Raw genomic sequence first — 25,643 nt, 5'->3', positions numbered from 1 at the left:
TTTGGCGGCAAAAGCATCCCGTCATGTCCCGTATCGCTTCCGTCCTGCTGCCGATGCCGTTGCCGGAGGCCTTCGACTACGCCGAGCCGGACGGACTCGATCTGAGCATCGGGGACCACGTTGCCGTGCCCCTGGGACCCCGCGTGATTCGCGGCGTGGTCACCGCCCTGCGCGATGGGACCGGCGGCAATCGGCCTTTGAAGGTGATCCAGGGCCGGGTGGACGATCCGCCCCTGCCGCCGGGCGTCTTGGCCTTCGTCGAGTGGGCGGCGCGTTACTCCGTGGACCTGCCCGGCTGGCCGCTGGCCATGGCCCTGCGCGGCCTGCGTCATCCGCCGCCCAAGCCCGATAAGGTGCTGGTCCTGAGCGGAACCCAGCCAGCCCGCATGACCCCGGCGCGCCTGAAGGTGCTGGCCGCCGCCGAGGGCGTGAAGCTGTCGAGCACGGCCCTGGCCTCGGCCGCCGGCGTCTCGGCCGGCGTCGTGAAGGGCCTGGTCGACGAAGGCGCGCTGGTCGCCGACTATGTGGAGCCCGAGCGCGGCCTGCCGCAGCCGGACCTCTCCCTGCCGCCGCGCACCCTGAACCCCGGCCAGGCGGCTTGCGTCGATGTGCTCAAGGACATGCTGGACGCCGGCGGCTTCCAGGCGGCTTTGCTGGACGGGGTGACCGGCTCGGGCAAGACCGAGGTCTATCTGGAGGCCGTCGCCGCCGCGCTGGAGGACCCCGAGGCCCAGATCCTGGTGCTGCTGCCGGAGATCGCCCTGACCCAGGCCGTGCTGGCCCGCTTCGAGCAGCGCTTCGGCGCCCTGCCGGCCGAGTGGCACTCGGGCGTCTCGCCGCCGCGTCGCCGGCAGGTGTGGGAGGCGGTGGCCAGCGGCAACGCCCGCATCGTGGTCGGGGCCCGCTCGGCGCTGTTCCTGCCGTTCCGCAAGCTGCGCCTGATCGTCGTGGACGAAGAGCACGACAGCTCGTTCAAGCAGGAAGAGGGCTTCATCTACCAGGCCCGCGACCTGGCCGTGGCCCGCGCCAAGATCGAGGGCGCTTCCGTGCTGCTGGCTTCGGCGACCCCGTCGCTGGAGAGCCTGTTCAACGCCCAGGCCGGTCGCTACCGCTGGCTGCGGCTATCGGCTCGCCACGGCGCGGCGCAGCTGCCCGACATCGATCTGGTCGACATGCGCCAGACGCCGCCGGAGCCGGGCCGCTGGCTGTCGCCGCCGCTGATCAAGGCGATGGCGGTAACCCTGCAGCGCGGCGAGCAGGCCATGCTGTTCCTGAACCGTCGAGGCTATGCGCCGCTGGTGCTGTGCAAGGCCTGCGGCGAGAAGATGAAGTCGCCCGACACCGACAGCTGGCTGGTCGAGCACCGCTACACCGGGCGGCTGGTCTGCCACCTGACCGGCTTCTCGATGAAGAAGCCCGAGGCCTGCCCGCACTGCGGGGCCAAGGACTCGCTGGTCTCGATCGGCCCTGGCGTCGAGCGCGTGGAAGAAGAGGCGCGGCACATCTTCCCCGACGCGCGGATCGCGGTGTTCTCGTCCGACACGGTGATGGACGCCGAGGCGGCCAAGACCCTGGTCGCGACCATGGCGGCGGGCGAGATCGACATCCTGGTCGCCACTCAGGCGGCGGCCAAGGGCCACAACTTTCCGAACCTGACCCTGGTGGGCGTGGTCGATGCGGACCTCAGCTTGCGCGGCGGCGACCTGCGGGCCGGGGAGCGGACGTTCCAGCTGCTGGCCCAGGCCGCCGGCCGCGCCGGGCGTCACGAGAAACCGGGCCGGGCCTTGCTGCAGACCTATTCCCCCGACCACGCGGTGATGCAGGCTCTGAAGGCCCAGGATCGCGACGCCTTCATCGAGGCCGAGATGGGCATGCGCCAGGACGCCGGCCTGCCGCCGTTCGGACGCCTGGCGGCGGTGATCGCCTCGGGCCCGGATGGCGCGGCGCTGGACGCCTATGTCGAGGCCCTGGCGGCCGTGATCCCCAACGCCGAGGGCGTGGAGGTGTTCGGCCCGGCCGACGCGCCGCTGGCCCTGGTGCGCGGCCGCCGTCGCAAGCGCTTCCTGGTCCGCGCCGAGCGCACCGTCGACCTGCAAGGCTTCATGGCCGCCTGGCGGGCGCGGGCCAAGGTTCCGAACTCCGTTCGCGTTGTGATTGATGTGGACCCCTACAGCTTCCTCTAGGTAATGCGGCCTCGCGCCACATTCCCGCGAGCTGGACTGTGAGCCCACTGTCCGCCGCCTGACGATGGGATGAACCCGTCGCGGTCGGAGGAAACCCCATGAAGTCGGCTTTTGCGTCGGTGGCGTTCGCGTTGAGTTTGGCCGTTGTCGGCTCCGCATCCGCCCAGACGGCGCCCGCGCCGCTTACAGGATCCGGCGGTTCGATCCAGTCGCCGTTGTTCAAGGCCTGGATCGCCGGTTACCAGAAGGCCGGCGGCGAACCGATCGCCTATACGGGCCAGAACTCCGCCTTCGGCATCAGCCAGATCGAAAGCAAGGCCGCCGACTTCGGCGTCACCGCCATGCCGCTGTCGGACGCCGACCTGAAGGCCAAGGGCCTGAGCCAGTTCCCGTTCGTGATCAGCGGGACGGTGCTGGTCACCAATGTCCCCGGCCTGGAGAGCGGCAAGCTGAAGCTGGACGCCCCGGCCGTGGCGGCGATCTTCCTGGGCAAGATCACCAAGTGGAACGACCCGGCGCTGAAGGCCCTCAATCCGAGCCTCGAGCTGCCCGACTGGCCGATCACCGTGGCCCATCGCAACGACCCGGCCAGCATGAGCCTGCTGCTGACCAGCTACCTGTCGTCGGTCAGCCCCGAATGGAAGTCCGGCCCCGGCGCGGGCGAGACGGTGAACTGGCCGACCGGTCTGGGCGGCAAGGGCAATGCCGGGATCAGCGAGATCATGTCCGGCACCATGGGCACGATCAGCTATGTCGAATACGCCTACGCCCTGGACCACAAGCTGGACCTGGTGGCGCTGAAGAACCACGACGGGGCGTTCGTGACGCCGTCGCCGGCCGCGTTCTCGTCCTTCGCCAGCGGCGCGCCGTGGACGGCCAGCAAGGGCTTCGGCGTCCAGACCCTGGACCGGCCGGGCAAGGCCACCTGGCCGCTGGTCCTGGTCAGCTACGGCCTGCTGCGCGACGACGCCGCGCCCGACCGCGCCAAGCGGGTGCGCGACTTCTTCACCTGGGGCTATGCGAACGGCGACGCCGACGTCACGGCCCTGGGCTATGCGCCGGTGCCGGCCTCGGTGAAGACGGCGGTGCAGGCCCGCTGGAAATAGCTCAGTTCGTCGGCTCGTCCTTGACCAGCCCATCCTTGCCTGAAATTGGGGCGCCCGCCGCCGGTTGGTGCGAGCGCAGGGGCAGGGCGGGGATCATCAGGATCACGAGAAGGCCGGCGGCGATCACGAACAGCGCCGCGACCATCACGCCGCTGACGGCGTTGATCAGCGCGCCTTGCAGCACCGGGTCGGCGTGGGCCGCCTGGCCCTTGGCGGCGGCCTGGACGGCCATGCCTTCCAGCTTGCCCAGGTCCAGGCCGCCGCCGGGCAGGCTGGCCAGGCGCGCGGTCAGTAGGGTCCCGGCCAGGGCCGCGCCGACGGTCGAGCCGATCTGGCGGAAGAACTGGTTGGAGCTGGTGGCCACGCCGATGTCGCGCGGGTCGACCGCGTTCTGGGTGGCGATGTTGAACAGGCTCTGGCCGGGGCCAAGGCCCAGGCCGACAAAGGCCAGCAGGGCGCACAGCAGCGGCAGGCTGTGGATCTTCGACAGGTCGTGCAGCAGGAACACCGCCACCAGCAGGATGGTCGCGCCGCCCAGCATGTAGGGCTTGTACTTGCCGGTCTTGGAGACGAGCTGACCGGCGACCGTGCTGCTGATGATCAGGCCGGCCATCAATGGCAGCATGGTCATGCCGCTGACCGTGGCCGGCACGCCCCGGCCCAGCTGCAGGAACAGCGGCAGGAACATCACCACGCCCATGAAGGCCATGGAGATCAGGAAGCCGGCCAGGTTGGCGGTGGTGAACACCTTGTTCTGGAACAGGTGCATGGGGAGGATCGGGTTGGAGACCTTGGTCTCGGCCACCACGAAGGCGGCCAGCGACACGGCGGCCAGGGCGAACAGGCCCAGGCTCTGCGGCGAGCGCCAGGCGAAGTTGTGGCCGCCCAGGCTGAGCGCCAGCAGCAGCGGCACGAAGGCGGCGATCAGCAGGGCCGCGCCCAGGAAGTCGATCTTGCCGGCCCGGCGATGCTCAAGCGGCGGCATCTTGACGATGACCATGAACAGCGAAAGCAAGCTCAGCGGCAGGTTGATGTAGAACACCCAGCGCCAGCCGGCGATCGTCTGGGTCCCGATCTGCACGGTGCCGTGGTCGGTGAAATAGCCGCCGATGATGGGGCCCAGCACGCTGGCCAGGCCGAACACCGAGCCGAAGATGCCGGCGAACTTGCCCCGCTCGCGCGGCGGATAGAGGTCGGCGATGATGGCGAAGGCGGTGGTGAACAGCGCGCCGCCGCCGATGCCCTGCAGGGCGCGGAACACGATCAGCTGGACCATGCCCGGCATGCCCAGGATGGTCCCGAACTCGCCCGACAGGCCCGACAGCCAGGAGCCTGCCAGGAAGATCGAGATGCCGGTGATCAGCACCGGCTTGCGACCGAAGATGTCGCCCAGCTTGCCCCAGATCGGCACCATCACCGTCGAGGTCAGCAGGTAGGCCGTGGTCACCCACGAATAGAGGTTCAGGCCGTTCAGCTCGGAGATGATCCGCGGCATGGCCGTCGAGACGATCGTCTGGTCCAGGGCGCTGAGCAGGAAGACGATCATCAGCGCCGTCAGGGTCAGGCGGCGCTCGGCGTCGGTAAAGGTCTGCGAGGTCATCGTGGCCCTGGGAAGCGTGGTAACCGGGCGAGCCGACTACCACGCTCCAGGGCGCGGATGTAGGGGGCGTCGCGCTTCAGGGGGCCTTCGAGGGCAAAAGCGCAATTTCGGTGGGAGCCGCTAGTGGTCCTTCTTCGCCCCGCGCTTGCGCGACAGCATGTTCAGGCCCTCGACCCCGGCCGAGAAGGCCATGGCCGTATAGATGTAGCCCTTGGGCACGTGGGCGCCGAAGCCCTCGGCGATCAGCACGGTGCCGATCATCAGCAGGAAGCCCAGGGCCAGCATCACGACGGTCGGGTTGTCGTTGATGAAGTTGCCCAGCGGGTCGGCGGCCAGCAGCATCACGGTCACGGCGATGATCACGGCGGCGACCATGATCGGCAGGTGGTCGGTCATGCCGACGGCGGTCAGGATCGAGTCGATCGAGAACACCAGGTCCAGCAGGATGATCTGAAAGATCGCCGCGCCGACGTTGGAGATGACCTGGGTGGTCTTGTCCTTCTCCAGCACGTCGTCGCTCTTGCCGGGATCGACGCTGTGGTGGATCTCCTTGGTCGCCTTCCAGATCAGGAAGACGCCGCCGGCGATCAGGATCAGGTCGCGCCACGAGAAGGCGGTCTCGAAGCCGGGCTCGCCGTGCGAACCGACCGGGCCGGCGATGCCCAGGTCGAAGACCGGCGCGGTCAGGCCGACGATGAAGGCGATGGTCGACAGCAGCACCAGGCGCATGATCAGCGCCAGCGAGATGCCGATGCGGCGGACCCGCGTGCGGTGCTCGGGCGGCAGCTTGTTCGACAGGATCGAGATGAAGACCAGGTTGTCGATGCCGAGGACCACTTCCATGACCACCAGGGTCACCAGCGCGGCCCAAGCGGCCGGGTCGGCGACGAGGCTAAGGAGTTCGTTCATCGGTCCTCTCTAAGGTTATCGGCCAAGCCGTCGTTTCGCGTACGCATACATGTAACACAGCGAGATAGGCGGGTAACGCTGATCTTTCCACCGTGGGGGCGGAAGGACCGGGCCCTTAAGGAACGCCGTCGATGCAGGACGCCGCCCACATCAAGCCCCTGACCGCGCTGCGGTTCTTCGCCGCCTTCTGGGTGGTGATGTTCCACTATTGGCCCAAGCTGGACGTCGGTTTCACGCCGGCGATCGCCGAAAAGGGCTATCTGGGGGTCGAGGCGTTCTTCGTCCTGTCGGGCTTCATCCTCTGCCACGTCTATCTGCGCGGCTTCGGGGAGGGGCGGTTCCGCTACGGTGACTTCCTGTGGAACCGGCTGGCGCGGGTCTATCCGCTGCACCTGGCCACCCTGGCCGGCGTCGGGGCCATGGCGATCGTCGCGGGCCTCGTGGGGATCTCCGTCGACGCCAACATCCTGGCCTGGAAAGCCTTGCCGGCGAACCTGCTGCTGGTCCACGCCTGGGGCTTCGCCCCCGTATCGGGCTGGAACCACGCCTCGTGGTCGATCTCGGCCGAGTGGTTCGCCTACCTGACCTTCCCGGCCTTCGCCTTCGCGGCGTGGAGGCTGCGCGAGCGGCCGTTGATCGCGGTGCTGGGCGCGCTGGCGTTCATCGCCGTGATCTATCCCGTCTTCCAGGCCTTGGCCGGTTTCCCGCTGACCGAGGCGACCATCCAGTGGGGCGCCTTGCGCATCGTGCCGTGCTTCGCCTTCGGCTGCGCGCTGCACGCCTTGTGGCGCTCGGACCGATTCCCCAGCCGACTTGCCGGCTACGGCGCCGCTTTATTGGGCATGGCCACGCTTGGCGCGATCCAGTTTTCCGCACCCGATCTGGTTATTGTGATGCTTCTTGGGGGGCTTATTTTCATGCTCGCCAGCCTCGCCAAGACCGGTTTCGAGTTTGCTGGACAGGCAGTCTTCGTCTATCTCGGCGAGATCAGCTACTCGACCTACATGATCTGCATCCCGTGGAAGATCCTGGCGATCAATGCGGCGGGCAAGCTGCTCAATATCGATGGCGACAAGCTGCCGGTTCTGGTCTGGGCCTTGATTGTCGCCTCGCTGGTCCCGCTGTCGGCGATCTCCTACCACATCATCGAAAGTCCGTGTCGGGAGCGCATGAAGACTTGGGCGGCGCACTGGAAACAGCGCCGCTTGGCGCTCGCGGGTGCGGCATAAACACTCTTTTCACGTCTTTCTGAGAAGGTTATCCCTTGCCCAGTGACGCGGGGGAGTACCCACAGCATGACGAAACGGACCAGGGCCCTTCTGGGTTCCCTGCTTGCCGCCGCCATGATCAGCTTTGCGCCGGTGACGGCCAGTGCTGACGGCTATTGGCAATGCGTACCGTTCGCCCGTCTGATGTCGGGTATCCAGATCTTTGGCGACGCCCGGACGTGGTGGGGCCAGGCCGCTGGCAAGTATGACACCGGTTCGGTGCCGAAGATCGGCTCCGTCCTCTCCTTCAAGCCCACCGCCCGCATGAACCTTGGCCACGTGGCCTTCGTGAGCCAGGTGCTCACGGATCGGGTCATCCAGGTCACCCACGCCAACTGGTCGATCATCGAAGGCGATCGCGGCCAGATCGAAAAGGACGTCACCGTCGTCGACGTCTCGCCCAACGGCGACTGGACGCAGGTCAAGGTCTGGTACGACCCGATCCGCGACCTCGGCACCAGCGTCTATCCGACCAACGGCTTCATCTACCAGGACGCCCAGGCGACCAAGATCGCCGTCGCGACCAGCAAGATCGCCATGGCCCAGAACGCCGTGGTCTCGGCCGCCAAGCAGGCCGCCAACCAGGTCGCCAATTCGGTTCGTTCCTCGCCGCTGGACATCATCGGCCAGGCCGCGGACTCGACCGATCGTATCGCCGCCCTGATCGAGGCCGCCGCTGGTGGTGGTTCGTCGAGCGACACGAGCAACAAGCAGAACGCTCCCCGCTAAATCGGGAGCGCGTTGACCTTGAACGCGGGCCGGGGCACACCCGACCCGCAGCGCGTTAGGCGAAAGTGTATTCGGTTTCGCCGTTAGAACGCGCCTCTCAAGGAGCAAGCCTGCCCGACGGGCAGGCTTGAGGGGCGGCTCAATGCTTAGAATTCTCCGTCATGGCGCGCCGGGCTTCGAGGCCGGCGGTCTGTCGCCCGACTGGCGGGTGCCGTCCGACGCCGTCTGGATCGAGCTGGTCGAACCCACCCGCGCCGAGGAAGTCGCCGTCGAGCAGTCGATCGGGCTGCTGCTGCCCACGCGGGAAGAGATGGCCGAGATCGAGGCCTCCTCGCGCCTCTACCAGGAGGACGGCGGCACGTTCATGACCGCCACGGTGCTGGTCAACGCCGACGGCGACCTGCCGACCGCCGCCCCCGTCACCTTCGTCCTGGCCGGCGCGCGGCTGATCACCATCCGCTATGTCGAGCCCAAGGCCTTCTCGGTGTTCGCCGCCCAGGCCGAGCGCCAGCCCAGCCTGTGCCCTAACGGCCTGCAGACCTTCCTGGGTCTGCTGGACGCCATCGTCGACCGCACCGCCGACATCCTCGAGCGCACCGCCGCCGAGGTCGAGGTGCAGTCGCGCGCCATCTTCAGCCGCCCGCGCGGCGCGGCGTTCGAGAGCATCCTCAACCGCCTGGGCCGGGCCCAGAACGTCAATTCCAAGGCCCGCGACAGCCTGGTCAGCCTGGCTCGCCTGCTCAGCTTCGCGGCCCTGGCCGACCAGTTCGATGGCTCAAAGGAACTGCGCGACCACCTGAAATCGCTGCAGCGCGACGTCCAGTCGATCACCGACCACTCCAGCTACGTGGCCAGCAACATCACCTTCCTGCTCGACGCGGCGCTGGGCCTGATCAACATCGAGCAGAACTCGATCTTCAAGGTGTTCTCGGTGTTCTCGGTGATCTTCCTGCCCCCGACCCTGGTGGCCGGCATCTACGGCATGAACTTCGTCCACATGCCCGAGCTGCAGTGGCTGGAGGGCTACCCCATGGCCATCGGCTTCATGATCCTGGCGGCGGCCGCGCCGCTGCTGTGGTTCAGGCGGAAGGGGTGGCTGTAGGGGGTAAAATCCCTCTCTCTTAGAGAGAGGGAGGGGCCCGCGCCGAAGGCGTGGGAGGGTGAGAGGTTTCACCGCCTGCCGGAAAATCCGGAAATCCTTGAAGTACGCGCTGCTAGGTCAGAGTTTCATTTGGTGAGGGCGTACCCTCTCACCCTCCCATCGCTTCGCGATGGGCCCCTCCCTCTCTCCATGAGAGAGGGGTTTCAGGACCCAGAAATCCACACCTCTCCGCGACAATCCACCGCGCTCTAAACGATGGATTAAAGCTGATCTGGCACCTTGGAGACCGTTCCCCAGTTCACCGCGTACCCGCCGGAGCGCTCCGCTACCGCTATGCCGTCCGCCGCGTCTTCACGACCGAGCCTGATCCGCAATCTCCACCCGTCCGCGGTGCGTGAGGCGCTGGAAAGCCATGCTCGGTACCTGAAGGGCCTGCCCAAGGGGCGCCGGGCGGTGCTGCAGTACGTCAACCTGAACAATTACGAGCTGGACGGCGTCGACCTGTCGGAGGCCGACCTGACCGGGGCGCTGCTGGGCGGCGCCTCGCTGCGCCGGGCCAAGCTGACCCGCGCGACGCTGTACGGGACCGACCTGCGCGACAGCGACCTGCGCGACGCCGATCTTTCCCGCTGCGACATGCGCGGAGCCTGCCTGCGCGGGGCCAATCTGGGCGGAGCCAACCTCTCCAGCTGCGACCTGCGCGAGGGCGTCACCGCCGTGCAGGATGGCGAGAAGGGCCTGCGGATCCTGGAGCACTCCAAGCGGCCGGGCGAGCTGGACTACGCCATGCTGCAGGGGGCCAACCTGAACGGCGCCCAGATGTCGGGGGCCTTCGCGCGCCAGGCCGACTTCACCGACGCCGACCTCTCCAACGTCACCCTGCAGGGCGCGAAGCTGGCCAACGCGGTCATGGACGGGGCCGACCTATCGGGCGCCAACCTGCATAATGCCGACATGGCCAAGGTCTCGCTGCGCCGGGCCATCATGGTGGGCGTCGACGTCAGCGGCGCCGACCTGACCGACGCCGACCTGACCGAGGTGCTGCGCGCCCCGCCGCCGATCATCTATGTCGACGACCTGCCCCTCAACGAGGTGCTGGAAGCCCACGAGCTGTTCTGCAAGTCGGACGGCCGCGAGGGCTGGGCGGCCAAGGCGGCCGAGGTCGATTTCCGTCCGCTGCGCCGTCTGAAGGATCGCCGCCTGTCGGGCCTCTACGCCCCCAAGGCGGTGTTCTTCGGCATGGACCTGGACGGCGCCCAGCTGCAAGGCGCGAACCTGGCCGGCGCGGATTTGCGCGGGGCCAAGCTGCGCGGGGCCGACCTGCGCGGCGCGCGCCTCGTGGACGCCCAACTGACCCGCGCCGACCTGACTGGCGCCAAGCTCGGCCCGCTGAAGATCGCCGAGGGCCGGGTCATCCGCACCGACCTGACCCGCGCCATCCTGCGCGGCGCCAATCTGAAGGGCGTCAGCGCGCCCCGCGCCCGCTTCATCGAGGCCGACCTGAGCCGCGCCCGCCTCGACGGCGCCGACCTGACCGACGCCGAGATGCCGCCCGGCCTCTAGCCTCTCGCCTGCCGCCCGATGGGGGACTGCCGCCGCGGCGGCGTCTATGGGGCGAGGAGGCCAGACATGATCCTTTATCCCGCTTCGGGCGGCGCGCCCGAAGCCGCTGCGCCGGCGTTCAACGTCCCGACCATCATGCAGGACCGGACCGTGCTGGGCGTGGCCGTGCTCAGCGTCCCCCGCTACCAGGGCTCCGACCGCTACCGTGTCGCCGTCGTGCCGGTGGTCGAGCTGCGCTACGGTCGCTTCTTCGCCAATCCGCGCAAGGGGATCGGCTACCAGGTGGTCAAGACCCACGGGCTGATCGTTTCGGCGGCGACGACCTATGTGCGCGGCTATCGGCAGGCGGACACGCCGGTCGGGATCGGGCGCCTGGGCAGCGGCCTCGGCGCGCGGGTCGCGGTCGACTACAAGCGGCACGGCGTGCGCTTGAGCCTCGGCGCGACCAAGGTCCTGTCCGGCGGCGTCGCCGGAACCCTGGTGGACAGCAGCCTCGCGGTCCCCGTGCCGCTGTCCAGGCGTCTCGTCCTGATGCCCGCCGTCTCGGCGACCTGGGCCGACCGCAGCTATAACGACCGCTACTTTGGGGTGACCGGGGTCCAGTCCGCGGCCTCGGGCCTGCCGGTCTTCCATCCGGGCGGCGGGGTCAAGGACGTGACGGCCAGCCTGGCGGCCATCTATCGCGTGAACGACCGGGTCAACCTCGTCGCGACGGGCGCGCTCGGCAACATCGTCGGCGAGGCCAGGAACAGTCCGATCGTCCGCGACCGGACGCAGACCTCGGCCGTCGTCTCGATGACCTATCGCTTTTAGAGAGAGGTCTTGCGGTGGGCATTAACCTTGGTGTTGATGCACGAAAAATCGCAGGAGTGTTCGATGTCGCGTTTGTCCTGGATCGCCGCCGCCGGCGTTCTGGCCCTGTCCGCCCTGGGCGGAGCCGCCCACGCGACCGCGCCGAAACTCCAGAAGACCGCCTGCGCCGGCGACTACAAGGCCACAGGCCTGAAGGTCGACTGCATGAACCTGGTCGTCGACGAGACGCGGGGCAGCGCCAAGAGCCGCCGGATCAAGGTCGCCTTCGCGGTCGTCCACGCTTCGGAACCCAAGGCCGGCCAGCCGCCGGTGATCTATCTGCACGGCGGTCCGGGCGGCTCGGCCCTGAAGGGCCTGCCGCGCCTGCTGGCCAGCAAGACCTCGCGCGAGTTCGTGGCGCTGGACCAGGACTGGGTGTTCATCGACCAGCGCGGCGGCGGCCTCTCCAGCCCCAATCTCGACTGCCCCGGCACCCACCTGACCGACGCCGGCCCGCCGACCGACCAGGACGCCCAAGGCATTGTCGCCTGCCTGAAGGCCTTCCAGGCCAAGGGCGTGGATATCTCGCGCTACAATGCCGTCGAGGTGGCCAAGGACGTCCAGGACATCCGCAAGCTGCTTGGCTACAAGCAGATCGACCTGTTCGGCGGTTCGTACGGCACCCGCATCGAGGCCGCGATCCAGGCCCATGAGCCGCAGGGCGTGCGGGCGGTGGTGCAGGACTCGCCGTGGCCGCCCGAGGCCGACTGGACCGTCGGCGGTCCGGCCATGGTCTCGACCTCGATCGACATCGTCATGGCCAAGTGCGCGGTCGTGGCCGAGTGCGCCAAGCGCTATCCGGACCTCAAGGCCAAGCTGGCCGTGGTCGCCGAGCGCTACCTCGCCGGCCCGCAGACCGTGGGCGGCAAGACCTACACGGCCGACGACCTGGGCGGCTGGCTGATGGACGCCAGCTACTTCACCGCCGGCGTGCTGCCGCGCGACATCTGGAAGGTGATCGAGGGCGACCTGTCGCCGGTCGCCGAGTTCGTCGACAACCGCGACTACTACAGCGAGGGCCAGTTCATGACCCACCTCTGCAAGGAGGAAATCCCGTTCGAGAGCCGCGCCGCCGTGGCGGACGGCACCGAGAAGGACCCCGTCGCCCGCCTGATGGTGGTGTCGATGCAGCGCATCCACGACGTCTGCAAGGCGCTGGACGTGGGTCCGATCTCCAAGGCCGAACAGGAACCGGTCAAGACCGCCATCCCGACCCTGTTCCTGGCCGCCGAGATCGACCCCGGCTGCCCGCCGCCCCTGACCCTGGCCGCCGCCAAGGGCTACCAGGGCTCGCAGGTGGTCATCGTGACCAACGCCACCCACGGCGTGTCGCGCAACAGCCCGTGCGCCCGCAAGGCGATCCGCAGCTTCTTCCAGGACCCGACCAAGCCGATCGACCGCAGCTGCCTGCCGGCGGCGGATGCGCCGATGGCGTTTACGTACGCGGGGTAGGGCGAAAGAAAACCCTCTCTCATAGAGAGAGGGCTTCAGGTCCTTACATCTTCTTCTTCAGCGGCAGCAGGTCCGGATACACCGCGTCCCGCTTCTGCGCCTTGGCGGTGAACGCCTCGGCCATGTGCGCGCCCGAGAACATCCCCGTCTGCCAGGTGGCGATGTAGTCCAGGGCGTCCGCGATCGAGTGATCCCGGGCGTAGTTGATCATCACCTTGCTGCCGGCCACGGCCAGGGGCGACTTCTCGGCGATCTCGCGGGCGGTGGCCAGGGCGTGATCCACGAGCGCCTCGTGGGTGTCGAACACCTCGTTGACCAGGCCGATCTCCTTGGCGCGCTGGGCCGGCAGGCGGCGACCCGTATAGGCCAGTTCGCGCACCCAGCCCTCGGGGATCAGCTTGCACAGGCGCGGGAAGGTGCCGACATCGGCGGTCATGCCGATGTTGATCTCCTGGATCTGGAAGAAGGCGTCGGCGCTGGCGTAGCGGATGTCGCAGGCGCTGACGAAGTCGACCGCCCCGCCGATGCAGCCGCCCTGGATGGCGATGATCACCGGCATGCGGGCCTTGTCCAGGCAGCTGAAGCTGTCCTGCAGCACGTGGACGAAGCGGCGGAAGCTCTCGCCGGCCACGTGGCGGTCGCCGTCACGGCTGGCGGTGACGCCCTCGTCGTCGGTGAACACCGAAAGGTCCATGCCGGCGCTGAAGTGCTTGCCGGTCGAGGAGATGACGATGCAGCGGGCCCGCGCATTGTCATCAATATCTTTTACAATTGCGGGAAGCTCGTTCCAGAAGGGCCGTGTCATGGTGTTCATGGCTTCGGGGCGCTTCAACTGGATGTGCGCGACGCCGGCCTCGATCTCGACCTTGAAACAGCTATACTCGTCCTGATCGTGGCCGCTCATGCCTTTGGTCTCCCTTATCGTTGATAACACTATCAACCGGGCGGGAGACGACGACAACACTGACCTGACGGAAGAGGATCTCCGCCAATGACCCGCAACATGTTCACCGCCCTGGCCATCGCCGCCACGGCCTCCAGCCTGATCGCCGCGCCGGCTCCGGTGCTGGCCCAGTCGCGCGGCCTGGGCGGACTGTTCGCCTGCGAAGGCTCGGGCGGCAAGCAGGAAGGCGGCGCCCTGATCGGCGCGGCGGCCGGCGCTCTGCTCGGCAACAAGGTCGGCGGCAAGAACAAGACCCTCGGCACCCTGGTCGGCGCGGCCGCCGGCGCGGCGGCGGGCGGCTATATCGGCTGCCGCATGCAGACCACCGACGCCAACCTGGCCGAACAGGCCACCAAGAAGGCGCTGGAGACCGGCGTCGCCCAGACCTGGACCAACAGCCGCACCGGCAATTCGGGCCGCATCGACGTGCTGTCGTCCAGCTACGGCCCGCCGATCGACGGCCGCAACATCCGTTACGGCGCGGGCGTCCAGAGCCTGCCCAGCTTCGAGGCCGCCGGCGGCGCCTATGTCGCCAGCTCGAACGCCAACCTGCGCGCCGGTCCGTCGACCAAGAGCGCGGTGGTCGGCAAGGTCGCGGCGGGCGAGAGCTTCGACGCCCTGGGCGTGGTCCCGACGGGCGGCTGGGTGCTGGTCGGCCGCAACGGCTATGCGACCGGCTACGCGGCCTCGTCGCTGGTGCGTCCCTACGGCCAGCAGGTCGCCAGCTGCCGCGTGATCGACGCCTCGGTCGCCGGCGGCGGCCAGCGCGCCTCCAGCCAGCGCTACAGCGCCTGCAAGGACGCGCGCGGCGAGTGGCAGGTGACCCAGGCCTAGGAGCCGACTGAAACGCTCTAGACCCTTGTCATCCCGGCTCTCCGCGCTGACGCGGCCAAGGCCGGGATGACAGGGAATGGCGTATCGTCACACGGCTCCATGGACGGCGGGGGTTCGGAGGCCTACCTTAGTCACACGCCGGTAACAGGAGCCCAGCCGATGGACGCGGCCGTCTTTCGCGAACCTCGCAAGCGCTCCGTGGCCGTTCCCGGCGGCGAGATCGCGGGCCTTGAGTTCGGACCCCAGGACCGGCCGATCGACGTGGTCTTCGTCCACGCCAACGGCTTCAACGCCCAGACCTATCGCGTGCTGCTGTCGCCCCTGGCGGCGGGCTTGCGCATCCTGGCCATCGATCAGCGCGGCCACGGCGACACGACCCTGCCGGCCAATCCCGAGGGCCGCCGCTCGTGGCGCGACCTGCGCGATGACCTGACCGGCCTGCTGGACGCCCTGGACGGCCCGCCGCTGGTGCTGGCCGGCCACTCTATGGGCGGCACGGTCAGCCTGCTGGGGGCTGCCGAGCGTCCGGACCGGGTCAAGGGCCTCGTCCTGCTGGACCCGGTGATCATGCCGTGGCTTGCCACCCTCTACGCCAAGGCGCCGTGGACCTCGGGACGGCTCTGGAAGCACATGCCGCTGGTCCAGTCGGCCCTGCGCCGCCGGGCCGTGTTCGACGACCGCGAGCAGGTGTTCGCCGGCTACAAGGGCCGTGGCGCCTTCAAGACCTGGCCCGAGACCATGCTGGCCGACTATGTCGCCGGCGGCTTCGTCCAGCGCCAGGACGGCAAGGTCGAGCTGGCCTGCGCGCCCGCGTGGGAGGCCTCGAACTACGCCGCTCAGGCGCATGATCCGTGGCGGGCGGTGAAGCAGGTGAAGGCCCCGGTGCGGATCCTGAAGGCTCAGAAGCATTCGACCTGCGTCGTGGGCGAGCGGTTCGCGCGGCGGGGGCGGGACGTGAAGATCGAGGTCGTCGAGGGGACCAGCCACTTCCTGCCGATGGAGCGGCCGGACGTGGTGCGGGACGCGCTGTTCGATATGGCGACGGCTCCATAAACCCGTTCTTCCCGGCGAAAGCCGGGACCCAGATCGAACCCAGGGCGCGAAACCGAATAGCTCGGAATCTGGCGCGTCATCCCAAACCGCTCAGGCTGAATCTGGGCCCCGGCTTTCGCCGGGGAAACGGAGTTGGGGGTTCTAGAGGGCTAAACCCTTCACCTCATGCACGGCCAACGCCGCCCGCGCCGCCTCGCTCACCGGGACCACCTTGCGCGCATCCAGGTCAAACGTGATCGCCACCGCCTCCGAGGTCCCCCACGGCTCGCCCGTCGCCGGGTCCAGCAGCCAGTGCGCCACCCGCATGGTCCGCGCGTCCGTGCCGATCAGCCCCGAGCGGATCTCCACCCGGTCGCCGGCGCGCGGCCAGGCCAGGTAGACGATCCGGTACTCCAGCACCGCGCCGCCGGTCCGCGTCGGCTTGTTGTCCGCGTGCGCGACCACGACGTCGCGGAACGGGTGGATGAACGAGCCGATGCCGTCCGAGACCCGGCCGATGAACTGCTCGGCGCGCATCCGTCCGTATACGTCGCAATCGGACGGCAGCAGGCCGCCCAGGCCGATCCGCGAGAGGCCCAGCGTCTCGGCGCGGTCCAGGCTGGCGGTCGGGGTGAAGGGCGACAGGTCCATGCTGCGGGCCTGGGCCTTCTCCGGGATTTCCACCTTCAGGGCCGCCGCGCGCTCACGGGCGATCTTCGGCCACGGGAACGGCTGGCCCTCGCGTGGCGTGGCGTGGACGACGGTGGTCTGGAAGGTCGCGGCCAGTTCGCCCGAGCCCGGATGGACCAGCAGCTGCAGCAGCTTGGCTTCCGTCTCGCCCATCTCGATCACCCCGCCCAGCATGGTCAGGGGCGCGCCGGCATGGGCCTCGCGAAGGAAGCGGACGTGGTGCTCCTTGACCAGCAGGGTGGCGTTGGCGTGCGGCGAAAACGCCTGCGGCATGCCCAGTTCGGCGGCCAGGCCGATCAGCCCCTCCTGGGCGCGGACGACATAGTGGCGCACGTTCATGTGCCCCATCTCGTCACAGTCCCAGGTGTTGACGCCGCCGCGCCAGATCTCGACGCCGGGGAGGGTCTCAGCGGTCGTCATTCTTTGTCCCGATCTTGGCTTTGAATAACGCCAATACCTCAACCGCTCCTCCCCGCGAAAGCGGGGATCCAAGCTGAGTTCGGGATTTCGCGCTGCGCCAGACCTTTCCACGCCGCTTGGGTCCCCGCTTTCGCGGGGATGAGCGGAGGAGGGGGCGTTAGCCCTGCTTGCAATCGGCGCAGAGGCCGTGGGCCTCGATCGTCACCGCCGTCAGGGCGTAGCCCGCCGAGGCGCCGGCGGCGATGATGTCGGCGCTGGCCTTGGGCTCGATCTCGCGGGTCGCGCCGCAGCAGTCGCAGATCAGGAAGGCGGCGGCGTGGCCGTCGGCCTCCTTGCGGCAGGCGACATAGGCGTTGAGGCTCTCGATCCGGTGGGCGAAGCCCTGCTTCTCCAGGAAGTCGAGGGCGCGGTAGACGGTCGGCGGCTTGGCCGGCGGGCCGTCGCCCCCGAAGGTCGAGATCAGGTCATAGGCCTTCACCGGCTGGCCGGCTTCCAGGAGCAGCTCCAGCACCCGCCGACGGGGCGCGGTCAGGCGCTGCTCGGCGGCCGCGCAGCGGGCCTCGGCCGCCGCGAGCTCGGCGGCCAGGGAGGCGCCAGCGACGCCGTGGTTATGATGATCGTGTCCGCAAGGAGAGCCGTGGGCCATGCCCCACAGGTAGAGCGCCGCGCACATGTGCGCAACCACTCACCCCATCCGCTCATCCCCGCGAAAGCGGGGACCCAAGCTGAGCCGAGGGATTTCGCACCTCGGCCCAGCTTGATCCTGAACGTCCACTTGGCTCCCCGCTTTCGCGGGGATGAGCGGAGAGGGGAATTAGTACGGCGACTTGGCGATCAGCGCGGCTTCGGCGTCGCACTGGGCCGGGGCGGCGGCCGACTTGCGGGCTTCGGCGATCTCTTCACGCACACCGTCCAGGTCGTCGCGGAAGGCCTTGGAGCCGTGCAGGGCGGCGACCAGGGCCGCGCCGTTGGTGCGGCCGGCGTCGATGGCGCTGGAGTTGTGGACGCCGCAGACCAGGCGGCTTTCGCCGAAGCTGCGGGCGCGGGCCAGGATCGGCGTGGCGTGGGCTGGGTCGGCCTCGGCCAGGATCAGGCCGACGGTCCAGCCCCAGGTGGTGTGGCCCGACGGATAGTCCGGGCTCTTGGCTAGGGCGTCGCTCTTGTCGACGCAGATCGGACCCTCGTCGATCAGGTAGGGGCGCTTGCGCTGGTAGAGGTCCTTGGGCTTGTTGACCGCGTCGCCGACGTCGAAGCGCAGCTTCATCAAGAGGGCCGTCAGCTTGGGCAACTTGGCCGGATCGGGGGTGAAGCCCATGGCGCAGGCGAAGTCGCCGACGATCTTGCGCTCGTCGACGTCGTTCTGGGCCAGGGTCCAGCGCGGGGTGTCCTTCAGGGCGCGGGTGGCCAGGAAGATCTTGCGGTCGTTCTCGTAGCGCGGCTCGCCTTCCTTGGGCGCGGGCGGCAGGACCTTGGACGTGTCCAGCGCGCCGGGCGGCAGGTAGCCCTGCTGCTGCGGAGCGGCCTGGCGGGCCACGGCGAAGCCGGAGGCGGCGATGACGACGGCCGCGCCGGCGGCGAGGGCGAGCTTGAAGCGCATACGGAAGATCTCCCCGAACTAGGTGCGGGGGAAACTGCGCCTGGAACGTGACAGTCGCAAGGCTGCCGCCCGAGCCTGTCTGTTTCAGATGAAATCTGAAACAGACAGGCTCTCGTCAAATACTTGGAGCATGGCAGGCGCCGAAACCGCCCACACTTTCGGCTGCCATGCTCTAGAGCAGCGGCGCGCTCAGCAGGTTGGCCTCGGCGGTGCAGCGCGCCGGGTCGGGCGGGGAGGCCGCTGCACGGGTCGCATCCAGCTCGGCGCGGACCCCGGCCAGGTCGGTCTTGAAGGCCTCGGAGCTCCACAGGGCGGCGATCAGGTTCTCGGCGGTCTTGCGGCCGGCCTCGACGGCGCTGGCGTTGTGGACGCCGCAGATCACCCGGCTCTCACCAAAGGCGCGGGCGCGGGCCAGCACCGCCTCGGAGCGGTCCGGCGCGGCTTCGGCCAGCAGCAGGCCCACGGTCCAGCCCCAGGTGGCGTGGCCGGACGGATAGTCCGGGGTCAGGGCGAAGCCCAGGCTGGGCTTGATGCAGAGCGCGCCCTTCTCGGACCGGAAGGGGCGGGGGTGGCGGTACTTCAGCTTGGCGCGGGCCACCTCGCCATCGACCTGGCGGCCCAGGCGCAGCAGCATGGCGTTGAGCTTGGGATTGCGCTCGCGCGTCGGCGTGTAGCCCAGCGCGCAAGTGTAGTCCGCCAGCAGATGCTCTTCGTTGTCGTCGGCCTGGGCGATCGCCCAGCGCGGCGTACCTTCCAGCTTGCGGGTGGCCAGGAAGATCTGGCGATCCTTCTCCGCTTCCGGCGAGCCCTTGGCGGGCGGCGGGGCCAGGTGGTCGCGGGCGTCGAACTGCGCCTTGGTCAGGTAGCGTCCGGTCGGGGCGTCATCGCCGCTCAAGGTGGCGCAGCCGGCCAAGGTCAGGACGGCGGCAAGGGCCAGAACACGCATACGAAAAGGGCCCCCGGAGAAACTCCGGGGACCCTGCATTTTCGCTAGAGTCGGATCAAGCTTACTTGCCGAACAGCTTGTTCCAACGCGGCTTCTCGCGGCCCTTCCAGGCTTCGCGGTGATAGGCGTCCGAAGCGATCAGCGGCACGACCGTGGTGGCTTCGGCGAAGACCATCTGTTCGTAGGTGGTGTCGACCTTGCCCCACGAAGCGGCTTCCTTCAGCGTCGACGACGAGCAGGCGCCGTCGCGCACGTCGGCGACCGTGATCTGGATGGCGTACTTGTGCATGTCGGCCTCGACGCCGAGGATCTCGGCGCAGACGACGGTGTCCTGGGCGAAGTTCTTGGGCACGCCGCCGCCGACCATGAACAGGCCCGTGGTGCCGGCCGCGATCTTGATGTCGGTCAGTTCGCGGAAGTCCGCGACCGCGTCGATCATCAGATAGGGCTGCTTGGCGGCGATGCGTTCCTTCTGGTGCTTGACCAGGCCGAAGCCGGCCGAGCTGTCGACGAAGGCCGGGCAGAAGATCGGCACGCCTTCTTCATAGGCGGTCTGGATCAGCGAGCCGGGCTTCTTGGCGTTGCCTTCCGACAGCCACTTGCCCATTTCCCAGATGAACTCGCGCGAGCTGTAGGCGCGCGGCTCCAGGCGGTTGCAGATCTCCAGGATCGTGTGATCGCAGTTCTGCAGCTCTTCTTCGTCGATATAGGTGTCGTAGATGCGGTCGATGTAGTTGTCGCGCAGGACGTTGTCATCGACCGGGCCGGCGGCCTGGTAGTGCTTGAAGCCGAGGGCTTCGAAGAAGTCCATGTCGACGATCGAGGCGCCGGTGGCGACCACGGCGTCGATCATGCCGTTCTTCACCATGTCGCGGTACACGTGCATGCAGCCGCCGGCCGAGGTCGAACCGGCCAGGATCAGCCAGGGCGAGCAGGCCTTGTCGGCCAGGGCCATGTTGAAGATGTCGGCGGCGCGGGCGGTGTCGCGCGAGCTGAACGACATCTTGCGCATGGAGTCGATGATCGGACGGGCGTCGAACGACGTGATGTCGATGTGCTCGACGACGTTCTGCAGCAGTTCGGCCTTGGTGTTGTTCGGAACGGGAGCGTTCATGACAGAGGTTCCTCTGAAGGTGAGCGCCCGTCGTGACCCGCGAGCACGCCGGGACGGAGCGACCGGCGAGGGGATAGGTTGCAAGGGCGCGCTATATAGAAGGTTTGCGACGATTATCGAGTCCCAATCGCGGTTTCCGACTTTTCCTGCCTCGCGCGTCGCCGTTGGACCACGATCGGGCCGATCAGCAGGCCCGCGACGGCCAGGAGCGCGATGAGGGCGACGGCGTCGCTGATGCGCTCGGTGGGCGTGGCGATTTGGCGAATGCGGTAGATGTGGCGACCGGCCTGCGCCTCGAAGGACACGAACCGCCACGGGCCGTCGGCCTGGGCCTTCAGCGGGGTCTTGGCGCGGCCGTCCACCCGTTCGGCATGCCAGGTCGGGAAGTAGAACCGCTTGACCACGACCTTGGCCGGAGCCGGCAGGTCGAGGTCCATGGCCACGCTGCCGTCCGGGTAGCCGTTGGCGGCCAGCACCTTGCCGCCGGGTCCGACATCGACGAAGGGCAGGCCGGGGAAGCCGTTGACCAGGTCCGGATTGGTGAAGTCCGGATAGAACGCGCCATAGCCGGCGGGCAGATGCTCGTTGGGCGCGCGCCCGGCCTCGATCAGGCTGAGGCCGACCGGGTCCACCGGATAGATGTTGACGTTGCGCAGGTTCGGCGCGGCGGTGGCCAGGGTCCAGAGGAACAGCGCGGCGGGCACGCTGAGCAGGGCGATCAGGCGGCGCGGTCGGCCGGCGGCGATGGCCAGGCCCAGCGCGGCGACGGCGCAGACCTCGCTGACCACGATGATCCGATAGGAGAACTGCACCTGCGACAGCAGGTGGATGCTCCAGACCCAGGGCGTGGCGTGCAGCACCGTGCCCAGGACCGCGACGCCGCCGAACACCGTGGCCGGGACGGCGGCCTGGCGGTTCGGCGCATCGAAGGCCGCCAGCAGCGCCGCCAGGCCGGTGGCGCCGGCGGTCCAGCTGCACAGCGCCACGATCGTCATGAAGTTGTTCGCGGGCCAGTGCTTCCAGGCCAGCAGGCCCCAGGAGGCCGCGTCATTGGCCCACAGCCAGTTCATCTGCGCCGCGCCCTGCATGGTCATGGCGGGGCCCAGATAGCCGGCCGCCAGGGCCAGGCCCAGGACGCCGCCCGCCAGGCAGCGCGCGGCCATGGCGATCCGCTCGGCGGCGGGCGCGGTCCATAGCCGCCAAAAGGCCGCGACGGGGATGAGGAACAGGGTGGCCAGCATGGCGCTGGGCAGGTGCGCCAGGGCCAGGGCCGCATAGGCCAGGGCCAGGCCGGGGATCCAGCGCCAGTTGGAGGCCGCGCGGTCCAGGGTCCACAGCACCCAGGGCAGCACCGCGGCGGCGGAGAGCTCGGCGAAGGCCCCGCGAAGGTAGAAGTCGACGGTGTGGTACGGCGCCAGCATGTAGACGACCGCGGCGACCAGGGCCCAGCGGTCGCCCGTGCGGGCGCGCAGCCAGAAGAACATGCCGGCGCCCGACGCCAGCAGCAGCAGGAAGCAGGCCCAGGCGGTGACCACCAGCGTGTCCAGCTTGTGGAAGGTCACGAGATCGACCAGGCCCGCCACCTGGAACGCCAGCGGCGGATAATAATAGAACGACGGCGCCCCCAGGCCATGGAAGGCTCCGGGCAACCAGCGGGGCGGCCACTCGCCTCGGCTCAGGGCGGCGTTGAACTCGTGCACCCAGATGGTGTTGTAGACGACGCTGTCGCTGGGGCCGACGCCCCTGAGCAGGGTGCCGCCAGCCAGGAACTGGGCCGCCAGAAGCAAGACGACCAGGATCATGAAGGGCTTCATCCGACCGTTCGAGACGGACGGATGATCGTGTTCTTGCGCCGACGCCGTGGTCATACCTGCTCCGCTCAACCGGAAGTCCCGTTTGTCGGGCGGCCGGGCAAAAGTCCAGGCTGAAACGAAAACGGCCAGGGGATGAGCCCTGGCCGTTGAAGTCGTGTGCGGACGATCGTCCTAGCGGCGGCGCTTGCGCTTGCCGGCCGCGCCCTTGGGACGCGAGAAGCGGACGATCTTGCGCTCTTCGTTCTCCTGGCGGACCGCCGGGATCGAGCGCTTGGCCAGGCCGTACATCGAGGCCATCGGGGCGTCGTGCACCTGCGCGGTGTCGGTCTCGCCGAAGCCGTTGAAGCGGGTGTTCATCGCCACGCCATAGGCGCCCAGCATGCCGATCTCGATATAGTCGCCTTCGTCCACGCTTTCCGGCAGGTAGAACGGGCCGGGCATGTGGTCGACGCTGTCGCAGGTCGGGCCGTAGAAGCGGAAGGGCTTGAGGCCCTCTTCGACCGCTTCGACTTCGCCGTTCTTGCGGAACAGCTTCACCGGGAACGGCCACTTCATGTGGGCGGCGTCGAACAGCGAGCCGTACGAGCCGTCGTTCAGATAGAGCGCGTCGCCCTTCTTCAGCTCGACCTTGACCAGCAGCGACGAGGCTTCGGCCACCAGGGCGCGGCCCGGCTCGCACCAGAGCTGCGTGCTCTCGTGGACCATCATCTCGGCGAAGCCGCGGTCGATGGCCGCCAGATACTCGGAGAGGTCCGGCGGGACCATGCCCGGATAGATCGACGGGAAGCCGCCGCCGACGTCGACGACGTCGGCCAGCACGCCAGCGCGGACCAGGGCCCGCGAGGCCTGGGCCATCGCCGCCTGGTAAGCCGTAGGCCGCATGCACTGGCTGCCGACGTGGAAGCTGAGACCCATCAGGTCCTGCGTGGCGCGACGCGCGGCCAGCAGCAGGCCCGGGGCGTTGTGCGGCTCGACGCCGAACTTGCCCGACAGGCTGTAGGCCGCGCCCTCGGCCTGCACGCCCATGCGGACGATCAGGTTGAGGTCCTTGGCCTGGCCGGTGGAGTCCAGGATCTTGGCCAGCTCTTCGTGGGTGTCGAACGAGAAGGTCTTCACGCCGTGGTCGAAATACGCGGCCGAGATGGCGGCGCGGCTCTTGACCGGGTGCATGAAGGCCATGCGCGAGCCCGGGGCCTGTTCGGCCACGAGTTCGATCTCGTTCAGCGACGCGACGTCGAACGATCGGACGCCGGCCGCGGCCAGGTCACGGATCACCCACGGCGAAGGATTGGCCTTTACCGCATAGAAGACGTCGCCTTTAAATTCGGACTGGAACCAGCGCGCAGCTACGGAAACCGCGTCAGGCCGCACGAGTGCGACGGGACGTTCCGGTGACCGCTCACGGACCAGGTCCAGGGGAGATTGGTACGTGCGCAATTCACGTAACCCCCTGTTGGAAGTTAAACCCAGGCCGGCGTTAGCAGCGTTTTAGAGGACTTCGGGTCCGCCGGAGCGAGCGAAATAGGGTCATTGAACCGGGATGTAAAGTCCCTTTTGCAGCCCCGGTTTGAGGCCAAACGATCCACGGGCCGTCACAAATCCATTGCTTACCTGCCCCAAACCGGAGAACGCATTTCCCAAGCACCGAAACCACGTTAAGGATTCGCCCCGACCATGACGTCGGACCCTGTTCTTTCGATCCGCGCCGCTTCCAAGACCTTCGGGTCGCGACGCGCGCTGGACACCGTCTCCCTCGACGTCGCTCGAGGCGAGATGATCGCGCTCATTGGGCCTTCCGGCTCTGGGAAATCGACGCTTCTCCGCTCCATCGACGGTCTGCAGACCATCGATGACGGCGGCCACATCGACGCCTTCGGCGGACCGGTCCAGGCCAAGGGCCGGGTGTCGGGCGAGGTGCGCAAGGCGCGCATCCGCATCGGCTTCATCGCCCAGCAGTTCAACCTGGTCGGCCGGCTGTCGCTGTTCAGCAACGTCGCCCTCGGCTCGCTGGGTCGCATTCCCTTCCTGCAGGGGTTGTTCGGCCGCTGGCCGAAAGAGACCCGCGAGGCGGCCATGGCGGCCCTGCATCGCGTGGGGGTTTCGGACTATGCCGGCCAGCGCGCCAACACCCTGTCGGGCGGCCAGCAGCAGCGCGGCGCCATCGCCCGCGCCCTGGTCCAGAAGGCCAAGATCATCCTGGCCGACGAACCGGTCGCCTCGCTCGACCCCGTTTCGGCGCGCAAGGTCATGGAGATCCTGCGTGATCTCAATCAAAGCGACGGCCTGACCGTCGTCGTCACCCTGCACCAGGTGGACTACGCCCTGCGCTACTGCGACCGGGTCGTGGCCCTGAAGGCCGGCCAGAAGGTCTATGACGGCCCGGCCGACGGTCTGAAGCGCGAACAACTCATCGATATCTACGGCCCGGAATTCGAAGACGTCTTCTGGGAAGGAGCCCCACAATGATCAGCCGCCGCTCGGCCCTCGTCATCGCCGCCGCCTGCTCGGCCCTGGCCCTCGCCTCGTGCGGCCAGAAGTCGGACGCCCCGGCCGCCAAGGACACGATCACCTTCTCGATCCTGTCCACCGAGTCCGCCCAGAACATGGAGGGCTACTGGAAGCCCATCCTGGCCGACATGGAAAAGCAGACCGGCCTCAAGGTGAAGCCGTTCTTCTCGTCCAACTACTCGTCGCTGATCGTGGCCATGGGCGCCAAGCAGACGGATGTGGGCTGGTTCTCGAACCAGTCGGGCCTGGAGGCCGTGCGCCGCTCGAACGGCGAGGTCTTCGCCCGCACGTTCGATCCATCGGGCACCGACGGCTACAAGTCGGTGATCATCGTCCCGGCCGACAGCAAGATCCAGACGATCCAGGACCTGCTGAAGTGCGACAAGACGCTGAACTTCGGCATCGGCGACAAGAAGTCGACCTCGGGCACCCTGGCCCCGATGACCTACGTGTTCATCCCGGCCAACAAGAAGCCGGAAGCCTGCTTCAAGACCGTGATCAGCGCCAACCACCAGGCCAACCTGTTCGCGGTGGCCAACGGCAAGCTGGACGCGGCGACCAACAACTCCACCGCCATCGGCCTGTCGAAGGCGCGCGGCGAGGGCGTCACCGACAAGATTCGCGTGATCTGGGAATCGCCGACCCTCCCCGAGGATCCGATCGTCTGGCGCAAGGACCTCGACCCGGTCGTGAAGGAAAAGCTGCGCCAGTTCTTCCTGACCTATGCGCAAGGCGACACCCCGGAAGCACAGCAGCAGCGCGGCTATCTGAAGAAGCTGTCGATCGGCGGCTTCAAGCCGGCCGACGACACCCACCTGCTGGTCGTGCGCGAGATGGAGGCCACCGAGCAGCTGGGCCTGGCCCGTGAAGCCGGCGACCAGGCCAAGATCGCCGAGGCCCAGAAGGCGCTGGAAGCCATCAAGACCCAGCGTTTGGCGGCCGAGGGCAAGGCGGGCGTCGCCGCGACGCCGGCCAACTGAG

The 25,643-nt window shown here is 68.2% G+C and carries 22 protein-coding genes; 12 read left to right on the top strand and 10 right to left on the bottom strand.

Features of this window, described 5'->3' with window-relative positions; translation table 11 throughout:
* Window positions 1-23: 23 nt before the first annotated feature.
* Both AC07YH_RS10220 and pstS read left to right on the top strand, forming a co-directional pair.
* Complete coding sequence (locus AC07YH_RS10220) at window positions 24-2,183, top strand: primosomal protein N' (protein WP_494746887.1); 2,160 nt, start codon at window positions 24-26, stop codon at window positions 2,181-2,183.
* 98 nt (window positions 2,184-2,281) lie between these two features.
* Window positions 2,282-3,289 carry a phosphate ABC transporter substrate-binding protein PstS gene (gene pstS, locus AC07YH_RS10215; RefSeq protein WP_494746886.1) on the top strand — a complete coding sequence of 336 codons (1,008 nt, stop codon included), beginning with the start codon at window positions 2,282-2,284 and terminating at the stop codon, window positions 3,287-3,289.
* Window position 3,290: 1 nt separating this feature from the next.
* On the opposite strand, the gene AC07YH_RS10210 is transcribed toward pstS, so the two are convergent.
* Together AC07YH_RS10210 and AC07YH_RS10205 are read right to left on the bottom strand one after the other, a co-directional pair.
* Window positions 3,291-4,889 (bottom strand): MDR family MFS transporter, encoded by a 1,599-nt coding sequence (locus AC07YH_RS10210; RefSeq protein WP_494746885.1) that lies wholly within the window; start codon window positions 4,887-4,889, stop codon window positions 3,291-3,293.
* A 120-nt stretch (window positions 4,890-5,009) separates the two neighbouring features.
* Window positions 5,010-5,798, bottom strand: a complete 789-nt coding sequence (locus AC07YH_RS10205) for a TerC family protein (protein WP_494746884.1) — start codon at window positions 5,796-5,798, stop codon at window positions 5,010-5,012.
* Window positions 5,799-5,929: 131 nt separating this feature from the next.
* Between AC07YH_RS10205 and AC07YH_RS10200 the strand changes: the two genes are divergently transcribed.
* The 6 genes from AC07YH_RS10200 (at window position 5,930) to AC07YH_RS10175 (ending at window position 12,764) form a co-directional block, all read left to right on the top strand.
* Window positions 5,930-7,027: an acyltransferase family protein gene (locus AC07YH_RS10200; protein ID WP_494746883.1), complete on the top strand. Its 1,098-nt coding sequence runs from the start codon at window positions 5,930-5,932 to the stop codon at window positions 7,025-7,027.
* 66 nt (window positions 7,028-7,093) lie between these two features.
* A complete protein-coding gene (locus tag AC07YH_RS10195; protein WP_494618943.1) occupies window positions 7,094-7,795 on the top strand; it encodes a CHAP domain-containing protein in 702 nt (233 codons plus the stop codon).
* Window positions 7,796-7,937: 142 nt separating this feature from the next.
* Entirely contained in the window at window positions 7,938-8,897 is a 960-nt protein-coding gene (locus AC07YH_RS10190; RefSeq protein WP_494746882.1) for a magnesium transporter CorA family protein, read from the top strand.
* A 333-nt stretch (window positions 8,898-9,230) separates the two neighbouring features.
* A complete protein-coding gene (locus AC07YH_RS10185) occupies window positions 9,231-10,460 on the top strand; it encodes a pentapeptide repeat-containing protein (RefSeq protein WP_494746881.1) in 1,230 nt (409 codons plus the stop codon).
* Window positions 10,461-10,526: 66 nt separating this feature from the next.
* Complete coding sequence (locus AC07YH_RS10180; RefSeq protein WP_494746880.1) at window positions 10,527-11,273, top strand: MipA/OmpV family protein; 747 nt, start codon at window positions 10,527-10,529, stop codon at window positions 11,271-11,273.
* Window positions 11,274-11,336: 63 nt separating this feature from the next.
* Entirely contained in the window at window positions 11,337-12,764 is a 1,428-nt protein-coding gene (locus AC07YH_RS10175; RefSeq protein ID WP_494746879.1) for an alpha/beta hydrolase, read from the top strand.
* 43 nt (window positions 12,765-12,807) lie between these two features.
* Here the strand turns inward: AC07YH_RS10175 and AC07YH_RS10170 are convergent, their stop codons facing one another.
* The gene (locus AC07YH_RS10170; RefSeq protein WP_494618938.1) at window positions 12,808-13,668 is read right to left on the bottom strand and encodes a crotonase/enoyl-CoA hydratase family protein; all 861 of its coding nucleotides are present in this window, start codon (window positions 13,666-13,668) and stop codon (window positions 12,808-12,810) included.
* Window positions 13,669-13,755: 87 nt separating this feature from the next.
* Here AC07YH_RS10170 and AC07YH_RS10165 point away from each other — a divergent pair, with 87 nt between their 5' ends.
* Entirely contained in the window at window positions 13,756-14,541 is a 786-nt protein-coding gene (locus AC07YH_RS10165) for an SH3 domain-containing protein (protein ID WP_494746878.1), read from the top strand.
* 159 nt (window positions 14,542-14,700) lie between these two features.
* The gene (locus AC07YH_RS10160) at window positions 14,701-15,594 is read left to right on the top strand and encodes an alpha/beta fold hydrolase (RefSeq protein WP_494746877.1); all 894 of its coding nucleotides are present in this window, start codon (window positions 14,701-14,703) and stop codon (window positions 15,592-15,594) included.
* A 141-nt stretch (window positions 15,595-15,735) separates the two neighbouring features.
* Here the strand turns inward: AC07YH_RS10160 and AC07YH_RS10155 are convergent, their stop codons facing one another.
* The 7 genes from AC07YH_RS10155 to AC07YH_RS10125 form a co-directional block, all read right to left on the bottom strand.
* A complete protein-coding gene (locus AC07YH_RS10155; protein WP_494746876.1) occupies window positions 15,736-16,683 on the bottom strand; it encodes a thioesterase family protein in 948 nt (315 codons plus the stop codon).
* 157 nt (window positions 16,684-16,840) lie between these two features.
* Window positions 16,841-17,329 carry a transcriptional repressor gene (locus tag AC07YH_RS10150; protein ID WP_494746920.1) on the bottom strand — a complete coding sequence of 163 codons (489 nt, stop codon included), beginning with the start codon at window positions 17,327-17,329 and terminating at the stop codon, window positions 16,841-16,843.
* A 168-nt stretch (window positions 17,330-17,497) separates the two neighbouring features.
* Window positions 17,498-18,280: an acid phosphatase gene (locus AC07YH_RS10145; protein ID WP_494746875.1), complete on the bottom strand. Its 783-nt coding sequence runs from the start codon at window positions 18,278-18,280 to the stop codon at window positions 17,498-17,500.
* Between the two features lie 172 nt (window positions 18,281-18,452).
* The gene (locus tag AC07YH_RS10140; protein ID WP_494746874.1) at window positions 18,453-19,226 is read right to left on the bottom strand and encodes an acid phosphatase; all 774 of its coding nucleotides are present in this window, start codon (window positions 19,224-19,226) and stop codon (window positions 18,453-18,455) included.
* A gap of 61 nt (window positions 19,227-19,287) precedes the next feature.
* On the bottom strand, window positions 19,288-20,340 hold the full coding sequence (locus tag AC07YH_RS10135; RefSeq protein ID WP_494746873.1) for a 1,9-bis(guanidino)-5-aza-nonane synthase: 1,053 nt from the start codon (window positions 20,338-20,340) through the stop codon (window positions 19,288-19,290).
* A gap of 113 nt (window positions 20,341-20,453) precedes the next feature.
* Complete coding sequence (locus AC07YH_RS10130; RefSeq protein WP_494746872.1) at window positions 20,454-22,208, bottom strand: 6-pyruvoyl-tetrahydropterin synthase-related protein; 1,755 nt, start codon at window positions 22,206-22,208, stop codon at window positions 20,454-20,456.
* A 117-nt stretch (window positions 22,209-22,325) separates the two neighbouring features.
* Window positions 22,326-23,591: a type III PLP-dependent enzyme gene (locus tag AC07YH_RS10125; RefSeq protein ID WP_494746871.1), complete on the bottom strand. Its 1,266-nt coding sequence runs from the start codon at window positions 23,589-23,591 to the stop codon at window positions 22,326-22,328.
* 237 nt (window positions 23,592-23,828) lie between these two features.
* Between AC07YH_RS10125 and phnC the strand changes: the two genes are divergently transcribed.
* Together phnC and phnD are read left to right on the top strand one after the other, a co-directional pair.
* Window positions 23,829-24,620 carry a phosphonate ABC transporter ATP-binding protein gene (gene phnC / locus AC07YH_RS10120; protein WP_494746870.1) on the top strand — a complete coding sequence of 264 codons (792 nt, stop codon included), beginning with the start codon at window positions 23,829-23,831 and terminating at the stop codon, window positions 24,618-24,620.
* Window positions 24,617-25,642 (top strand): phosphate/phosphite/phosphonate ABC transporter substrate-binding protein, encoded by a 1,026-nt coding sequence (gene phnD, locus AC07YH_RS10115; RefSeq protein WP_494746869.1) that lies wholly within the window; start codon window positions 24,617-24,619, stop codon window positions 25,640-25,642. The genes phnC and phnD overlap by 4 nt, the downstream gene beginning before the upstream one ends.
* Window position 25,643: the final 1 nt, after the last annotated feature.

The organism is Caulobacter sp. GW456-12-1-14-TSB4, assembly GCF_059424195.1.
This window is presented reverse-complemented; position numbering and strand designations above follow the sequence as displayed.